The organism is Flavobacterium sp., assembly GCF_965657075.1.
In the GTDB taxonomy this organism is placed as follows: domain Bacteria; phylum Bacteroidota; class Bacteroidia; order Flavobacteriales; family Flavobacteriaceae; genus Flavobacterium.
In genome coordinates this window covers 1-6,148 of record NZ_CBFHMV010000042.1, presented here as the reverse complement: position 1 = coordinate 6,148, position 6,148 = coordinate 1, and the positions used below count along the sequence as shown (strand labels likewise).

General features: G+C 29.9%; 8 protein-coding genes. 6 read left to right on the top strand and 2 right to left on the bottom strand.

Annotation, left to right across the window (positions count from 1 at the left end; all coding sequences use genetic code 11):
* Positions 1-177: 177 nt before the first annotated feature.
* A complete protein-coding gene (locus tag ACTF56_RS12695; RefSeq protein WP_438967281.1) occupies positions 178-789 on the top strand; it encodes an STM3941 family protein in 612 nt (203 codons plus the stop codon).
* Positions 790-920: 131 nt separating this feature from the next.
* Here ACTF56_RS12695 and ACTF56_RS12690 read toward each other — a convergent pair whose 3' ends face one another.
* Complete coding sequence (locus tag ACTF56_RS12690; protein ID WP_438967280.1) at positions 921-1,241, bottom strand: hypothetical protein; 321 nt, start codon at positions 1,239-1,241, stop codon at positions 921-923.
* Positions 1,242-1,352: 111 nt separating this feature from the next.
* Here ACTF56_RS12690 and ACTF56_RS12685 point away from each other — a divergent pair, with 111 nt between their 5' ends.
* The gene (locus tag ACTF56_RS12685; RefSeq protein ID WP_438967279.1) at positions 1,353-1,829 is read left to right on the top strand and encodes a hypothetical protein; all 477 of its coding nucleotides are present in this window, start codon (positions 1,353-1,355) and stop codon (positions 1,827-1,829) included.
* A gap of 187 nt (positions 1,830-2,016) precedes the next feature.
* On the opposite strand, the gene ACTF56_RS12680 is transcribed toward ACTF56_RS12685, so the two are convergent.
* On the bottom strand, positions 2,017-2,337 hold the full coding sequence (locus ACTF56_RS12680) for a hypothetical protein (RefSeq protein ID WP_438967278.1): 321 nt from the start codon (positions 2,335-2,337) through the stop codon (positions 2,017-2,019).
* Positions 2,338-2,492: 155 nt separating this feature from the next.
* Between ACTF56_RS12680 and ACTF56_RS12675 the strand changes: the two genes are divergently transcribed.
* The 4 genes from ACTF56_RS12675 (at position 2,493) to ACTF56_RS12660 (ending at position 6,128) form a co-directional block, all read left to right on the top strand.
* Complete coding sequence (locus ACTF56_RS12675) at positions 2,493-3,731, top strand: AAA family ATPase (RefSeq protein ID WP_438967277.1); 1,239 nt, start codon at positions 2,493-2,495, stop codon at positions 3,729-3,731.
* A complete protein-coding gene (locus ACTF56_RS12670; RefSeq protein WP_438967276.1) occupies positions 3,721-4,551 on the top strand; it encodes a DUF4435 domain-containing protein in 831 nt (276 codons plus the stop codon). Before ACTF56_RS12675 ends, ACTF56_RS12670 begins: the two co-directional genes overlap by 11 nt.
* A 376-nt stretch (positions 4,552-4,927) precedes the next feature.
* On the top strand, positions 4,928-5,944 hold the full coding sequence (locus ACTF56_RS12665; RefSeq protein ID WP_438967275.1) for a DUF6794 domain-containing protein: 1,017 nt from the start codon (positions 4,928-4,930) through the stop codon (positions 5,942-5,944).
* The gene (locus ACTF56_RS12660; protein ID WP_438967274.1) at positions 5,928-6,128 is read left to right on the top strand and encodes a hypothetical protein; all 201 of its coding nucleotides are present in this window, start codon (positions 5,928-5,930) and stop codon (positions 6,126-6,128) included. Before ACTF56_RS12665 ends, ACTF56_RS12660 begins: the two co-directional genes overlap by 17 nt.
* Positions 6,129-6,148: the final 20 nt, after the last annotated feature.

The following is a 6,148-nucleotide window of genomic DNA, read 5'->3' as shown; positions in this document are numbered from 1 at the left end:
TGAATTATCAGCCGATATTTTATCTTCTAAACTACTCATTTGTAGCTGATGGCGGGATATTCCTTGGATATGTTGCAACTTTAAAAACACAAAACAGCTGCTTTTCTTACAAATTTTTTACTATATTTGTTAGAAAGATTGTGGGGTTTTTTCACAGTCTGACGTTGTAGGTAATTTATGGAAGAGATAACTATTAAACGAAATTTCAATAATTTAGAGACAATAATAATTGTTTCAATAATTTTAATATTAGGTGGTTTTTGGTTTTTATTTGAGCCTGAAAGTTTTCTACATAGATATTACAGAGGAATTAAATTTGATAATCAAATATTCATCATTGCCTTGGGATTTATTTCAATTTCTATTGGAGTTATAGGAATAATAGGTTTTTTTCTTATATTTTTCTCTAAAAAACCGGCATTAATTTTAAATGAAAAAGGGATTATTAATAATTCTAAAATATTTAAAAAAGAAGAAATTATATATTGGGAAGATATTGAATCAATTCAAATGAAAAGTGTAGAAACAACTGTTATTTCTCATGAAAAATTTATTTATATTTATTATAAAAAACCTGAAAAACTTTTAGAAAATAAAAATTCAATAATGAAGGTTTTCATTAAAATGAACATGAAATTAAATGGTGCTTCAAAGTTTATATCATTAAGGGCTTTAGATGGTGAACCTAAGTTTAATTATGACTTAATTAGAAACGCATTTAAAATAGCTACAACAACGGTTAGCAAAAATGGCTTGGGCTTGGTTTTTCCTTCGGAAAAACCTCTATGAATCGAAATTTTGTCTATATTTGTTTTGGTCAGTGATAAATCAAAGCCACTTTCGCTAGCCTAGACCGTCAGGCTGTGAAAAAACCCTATTTTCTTCCAAATTACCAATTTCAATAACGCGATACTTTCAATTTAAGCGAAGCTAAATTTTGATGTATTTTGAGTAGTACCAAAAATGATTTGAGCTAAAAACAGCTTTATATAGGTCGTTTTTGCAAAAAGCCAAGCCTTTCTCTTGTAAGGCGAGTTCCAGGTCTTGATTTTGGCTATTAAATTGGGTACGCCAAGTATGTTGATACTGCGCGTGACAACTACCAAATTATGTTTGTTATCCACAGCATCGATATGATGTACAAAAACGTCAATAAACCGAACTGAATTATCAGCCGATATTTTATCTTCTAAACTACTCATTTGTAGCTGATGGCGGGATATTCCTTGGATATGTTGCATCTTTAAAAACACAAAATAGCTGATTTTCTTACAAATTTTTTTATTATATTTGTTAGGAAGATTGTGGAGTTTTTTCACAGTCTGACGTTAGCTGCAATGCCTAAAAACCTCATGATGAATCACGAACTTTCAATATTTACACAATATGGACAATTTTATATTGCAGACAAATATGCGGAATTGGAGCACGACACTTCTAATCCGAATTTTTGGAACGATGAAGCTTTTAACGATAGACTTGCGATTGACAACGGAATATTAGGAGTTTCAATTCAAAATGATGAAGCGTTGGCAAATATTGAGATTGAAATTTTAGAATCTAAAGTGACAGAAGATGATTTTTCCAATTTTGACCATGTTGTAGAAGGGAGTTTAGAAATAAAATCTGGAAAATTACAAATACAAGACTGTCCCAATTCAACTGTAGAATTAGAAATTGATGTTGAGCCATCATGGTATAGAATTAGAATAAGTTCTTTAAATTTTGAGAAAGCTTATCAGGAAGACCCTGAAGATAAATACATAATAAAAATCTGGAAAGAAAATCATTCTGAAAGAAAGGTATTTAAACGATGGCACAGCAGCTAACCACCGTTTGTGGCAATTGCTAGGACAGTGCTTGTTTGGAATTTTCTCAGAAAATTCTATGAGTAGTTTTGTACTTGTGAAATTAAGTCATAAATTTACGCAACTGCCAGAAGCAGCAAAACGTCAGGCTGTGAAAAAACCCTATTTTCTTCCAAATTACCAATTTCAATAACGCGATACTTTCAATTTAAGCTACGTTAAATTTTGATGTATTTTGAGTAGTTCTAAAAGTTATTTGAGCTAAAAACAGCTTTATATAGGTCGTTTTTGCAAAAAGCCAAGCCTTTCTCTTATAAGGCGAGTTCCATGTCTTGATTTTGGCTATTAAATCGGGTACACCAAGTATGTTGATACTGCACGTGACAACTACCAAATTATGTTTGTTATCCACAACATCGATATGATGTACAAAAACGTCAATAAACCGAACTGAATTATCAGCCGATATTTTATCTTCTAAACTACTCATTTGTAGCTGATGGCGGGATATTCCTTGGATATGTTGCATCTTTAAAAATACAAAAAATCTGATTTTCTCACAAATTTTTCACTATATTTGTTAGGAAGATTGTGGGGTTTTTCACAGTCTGACGTTAGCAGCTATTATAAGAAAACTGTTGTTAACCGAGATTAATATATAAAACATTAAAAAAATAATACATTATGGAATACAAAGAATTTTATGTAGAAGGTTTATTTGGGCTTTACAATCATTCCATTAATTTTTCATTAGTTAAATCTTCTGAAAAAAGAGCTTCAATAATTATGCTTTATGGTAAAAATGGCATAGGAAAAACCACTGTTTTAAGAATGATTGAAGGATTAATGCAATTAGATTTCAGTATATTTAGACAATTAAACTTTCGTAGAGCATATCTTAAATTTTCTAATAATGAAACTGTTTCTGTAACTGCAAATTATGATATTTTAAATGTTTTAGAATATCTTGAAGTTGAATATAGAAACGCTAAAGTCAAACTAAATCCTAAAGAAGTTGGAACACTAAATCCATCCGAAGAGCAAAATCAAGTAAAAGTAAGAGAGCTTTATAAAAAAGATTTAGAGAATTTTTCTTTTGAATTCATTGATACAGAAAGATTAATGAAAAAAAACTTAAAAGAAGATATGATTGTTAAAGAGCGCTCAGGTAAATTAATAACAAGACGTGATTTGAAAGTTTCTTCTTTAGCTGAAAAAGTTAGAAGATTCATTACTGAATCGCAGGTTTATGGCGGACGTTTTTTTAGTACTGATGAACCCGAACTTTTTGAAAAAATATTATCAAATATTGAAAACCCAACCGAGATTAGCATAATTGATTTAAAGAAAAGAATAATTGATATAACTGAAACAGAAAAAATATTTCAAATTGAAAGATTAGGTATAGCTCGAGAAAAATGGGACAAAAAGAAACTTAATTCCATTTTAGATAAAGAAAAAAATGAGTCTAAACCTTCAGAACATAAATTAACTGTAATAAATTCTTATTTAGAAGTACTTGAATCAAGGTATAAAGAAAAAACAAATTTAGCTGATAGATTATTAATTTTTGAAAAAATATTAAATGACTTTCTATTGGATAAAAATATAGAAGTATCAATTGAAAAAGGTGTAGAAATTAAAAATATAAACAATGATTTAATAATTGAATCACAATTGAGCACTGGAGAATATCATTTGTTATATTTAACAGTTCTTGCTTTATGTACTCAAGTTCAGGGAACTGTTATTGCAATTGACGAACCTGAAATGTCGATGCATATAAGTTGGCAAAATAAATTAATCAATGCATTATTACAAATTTCTTCAAAAGCAAACCCACAATTTATATTTGCTACACACTCACCTGATATTGCGGCTAACTATACAAATTCATTAATTACCGAAAGTTATGTCAGATAAGATAAGAAGAACTCCTGAAGCAATAATCAAGTCCTTTGAAATGGATCCTGATAAAAAAGCTATTTATGTTGAAGGCTTAACTGACAGATTATTTTTTGAACATCTATTTTCAAAAATTGATAATGGCCAAACTATTTTTTTTGAAATAGACAGTGTCGAAATCCCAATAGATGAAGGAGGAAATAGATCAAGACTCATTGAATTCGCACAAAAAATTGAAAACTCAACTGCTAAAATAAAATGTTTTATTGATGCCGATTTTAATAGAATTTTAAATAATGAGAACCTTAATAATGCAATAATCTTAACAGATTTCAGGGATTTAGAATCTTATCTATATGAACACGAATATCTTAACAAATTTATTAAAATAGGTTTAAAGACAGATAAAATTACACCCGAATTTTTATTGAATGAATTTTCAAAAGCTAAGAGTATAGCAATTCTTAGACTTTGTTCTACTGAACAAAAATTTGACTTTCCATTTCAACGAATTAATGAGAATTTTTCTAGATATTATAGTCCACAAACAGGACTAAATATTGAAAAATATAAAACTGCTTTAACTCAAACTGCAGTAAAAAAACCCACAAAAGAAGATTTAGATAAAGCAATTATAGAAGCTAATGAGAAATGTGAAAATATTGACTTTAGACATTTACTTCACGGTAAGGACATAATGGAGATTTTAAAAGAAATAGCTAGATACATAGGATATAGAAAAGATAATATTGATTTGGTTTTTTGGATGAGTTTTGACTCAAATAATATTGATAAATATCCTGCATTAAAACAGTTAGAAGATTTTATTTTAACATAACAGCTGCTAACACAGGTAACTGTTGCACAACTACTATTTTTTAAACAAAATTCCAAAAAACATAAAATTCCGACCTCGTTTAAGCACTTTTAAGCGAGGTTTGTTTTTTTGTTGTAGTTCAAAATGTAAAAATTTGAATAGCTTACCATCGAGTTTTTAAAAATCGATATGATTCACAAAAACGTCAATAAACCGAACTGAATTATCAGCCGATTTTTTATCTTCTAAACTACTCATTTGTAGCTGATGGCGGGATATTCCTTGGATATGTTGCATCTTTAAAAATACAAAAAATCTGATTTTCTTACAAATTTTTTACTATATTTGTTAGAAAGATTGTGGGGTTTTTTCACAGTCTGACGTTAGGCACAATGCTATGAAGACACGATTATTAATATTTACTTTTCTTTTTTTGACTGTTCATTTAACTTATGGACAGAAGAGAAAAGTTCCTAAGGACATCTCAGAAGCAATGACCTATTTACAGACTGACTGCCCTGACAGTTTAAAGACAATTATTAAAAAAACAAGCAACGACAGTCTTTTAAATCTTTGTTCTCCTTGGGGCGGTGACTATGAAACTATTTCTAATTGGACAACAGGGCTTAATTCCTCCAAAAAGACTAAACTGGAAAAGTACTTCTCAGAACTTGGTATAACTTATCCAATACATATTGAAACAATTGTCTTAATTTCCTTTAAAGCATATCTGAATAAGGACAATATTACTCAAGATAAAATCATTCAACCATTTCAGCTTTTAGAAAAAAAATGGGCAAAAGAAGATAGCGTCCGCTTTACGACCGACAGTTTAAGAGGCGTTTACATTCCGAAAGATATTGAAGACTGTTTTATTCAAATAGATAAATTTTGGAATGATTCAACAAAAATGAAAGTAAAGCAATGGACCGAAGATGAGTTTTCTGGAAGAGTGCATATGGGTTTTGGAATGTGGATGAGAAACAACTGGCAACTTTGGGGAGGTAGCCGTCTGTCAAAATACTTCAATGAAAAAGGAGTTTATCATCCAGACGATATATCGGGAATTATACTTGATAGTTATCATCGACACCTTACAGGAAAAGAAATTAAATTAGACGAACAAATTAAATATTATCAGAATTATTGGAAAGTTGCAAAAGCCCCTACAAAAGAAACATTTCCAAAGAATTCAGGAAAATTAGAATTTAATTCCAGTATGTTTTATAAAAGTAAAACCTATGGACAAGGAACTATTCACATTGGACGAAACAATAAATCTAACGACATATGGATTTATGATTTTTATTTAGGTTGGGCAAAAATTTCAGACTCTGAATTATCTGAATTAGAAAATGCCAACCAAGACACTCGAGAAGAAATAGCGATTAAAATATATGCAAACAAGAATTAAAAGCACTGTGCCTAACAGCACCTACCCAAAAGGCGGGGTTTCGTATTCCAAAGATACATTTGTGGTATCAGGAACTTTTATACTTTTAATCAACATTTGTGGTGAATCGCCCGCCCTTCGGGTAGCAGCAAAACGTCAGGCTGTGAAAAAACCCTATTTTCTTCCAAATTACCAATTTCAATAACGCGATACTTTCAATTTAAG